The organism is Bradyrhizobium sp., assembly GCF_049581145.1.
GTDB lineage: Bacteria > Pseudomonadota > Alphaproteobacteria > Rhizobiales > Xanthobacteraceae > Bradyrhizobium.
Genome location: NZ_JBAURI010001119.1, coordinates 1 through 1,698, shown reverse-complemented (window position 1 = coordinate 1,698; position 1,698 = coordinate 1). Strand labels below are relative to the sequence as shown.

Annotated in this window: 1 protein-coding gene and 1 pseudogene; both read left to right on the top strand. The window is 60.8% G+C overall.

The features are described 5' to 3' along the window. Positions 1-129 precede the first annotated feature (129 nt). Positions 130-1,299, top strand: coding sequence for a mandelate racemase/muconate lactonizing enzyme family protein (locus WCB02_RS35925; protein WP_423966280.1), 1,170 nt, complete (start codon positions 130-132; stop codon positions 1,297-1,299). A gap of 164 nt (positions 1,300-1,463) precedes the next feature. After that, positions 1,464-1,698, top strand: a pseudogene (locus tag WCB02_RS35920) (chemotaxis protein); the annotation flags it as partial.

Below are 1,698 nucleotides of genomic sequence, written 5' to 3'. Positions count from 1 at the left end.
GAGCAAAGCGACAAGCAATCCGGACTGTTTGCTCCAGTCTCTCGTCACGGATTGCTTCGCTTCGCTAGCAATGACGATCCGGGCGATCGTCGCTGGCACTCACTCCCACTGTCCTGAAAGCTCAATCCCATGTCCATCCGCATCGTCGACGTCCGCGAAATCACAAAACCGATCTCATCCCCGATCCGCAATGCCTATATCGACTTCACCAAGATGACGACGAGCCTGGTCGCCGTCGTCACCGACTGTAAGCGCGACGGCAGGACGGTGATCGGCTACGGCTTCAATTCCAACGGCCGCTACGGGCAGGGCGGTTTGATCCGCGAGCGCTTTGCGCCGCGGCTGAAGGAAGCCGACCCGAAGATGCTATTGAACGAGGCCGGCGATAATCTCGATCCCGACAGGATCTGGTCGACGTTGATGGCGAACGAAAAGCCGGGCGGTCATGGCGAACGTTCTGTCGCTGTCGGTACCATCGACATGGCGGTCTGGGATGCGGTTGCAAAAATCGCCGGCAGGCCGTTGTTCCGGCTATTGGCCGAGCGTCACGGCCGCGCGGCCAATCCAAAGGTCTTCGTCTATGCCGCCGGCGGCTATTACTATCCGGGCAAGGGGCTGTCGATGCTGCGCGGCGAGATGCGCGGCTATCTGGACCGCGGCTACAACGTCGTGAAGATGAAGATTGGCGGCGCGCCAATCGCGGAGGACCGCGCGCGCATCGAGGCCGTGCTGGAAGAGATCGGCAAGGACGCCCGGCTCGCGGTCGACGCCAACGGGCGCTTCGATCTGGAGACGGCGATCGCCTACGCCAAGACGCTGCGCGATTATCCGCTGTTCTGGTACGAGGAAGCCGGCGATCCGCTCGACTTTTCGCTGCAGGCGGCCTTGGCGGAGTTTTATCCCGCGCCGATGGCGACCGGCGAAAATCTGTTCAGCCACCAGGATGCCAGGAATCTGATCCGCTACGGCGGGATGCGGCCGGACCGCGACTGGCTGCAATTCGACTGCGCCTTGTCCTACGGGCTGTGCGAATATCAGCGCACGCTCGAAGTGCTGAAGACCCATGGCTGGTCGCCGAGCCGCTGCATCCCGCATGGCGGTCACCAAATGTCGCTCAACATCGCGGCCGGCCTCGGTCTTGGCGGCAATGAGAGCTATCCCGATCTGTTCCAGCCCTATGGCGGGTTTCCCGATGGCGTACGGGTCGAGGGCGGCCACATCACGATGCCGGATCTGCCGGGAATCGGTTTCGAAGGCAAGTCGGACCTCTATGCCGAGATGAAGGCGCTGGCGGCGTAGCGTCCGTTCATACCCCGGTAAATTACGGGTTTTGCGTCGCTGCGAGGCCGCGAGCGGCCTTCAAACTGTCCGTGCGAGGTCGAGCTAAAATATCCTTAATCTGATTGCGCTAGCCACGGATGACACGCTCGTTTTGAGCGTGGACGCGAGGCTGCAGAATGTTGATGCCAGCAGAAGATCGGGTCTCCGAAAAGAAGAAGGTGCCCTCCACCATCAATGAGGAGACGGCGTTTTCTTTCGAGGAGCTGTTCTTTTCCCGGACCGATGCCAACGGCATCATGCTCTCGGGCAACCAAGTCTTCCAAAAGATCAGCCAATATCCCTGGGAAGAATTGATCGATCGGCCGCACAGCCTGATCCGGCATCCGGACATGCCGAGGGCCGTGTTCTGGCTGTTGT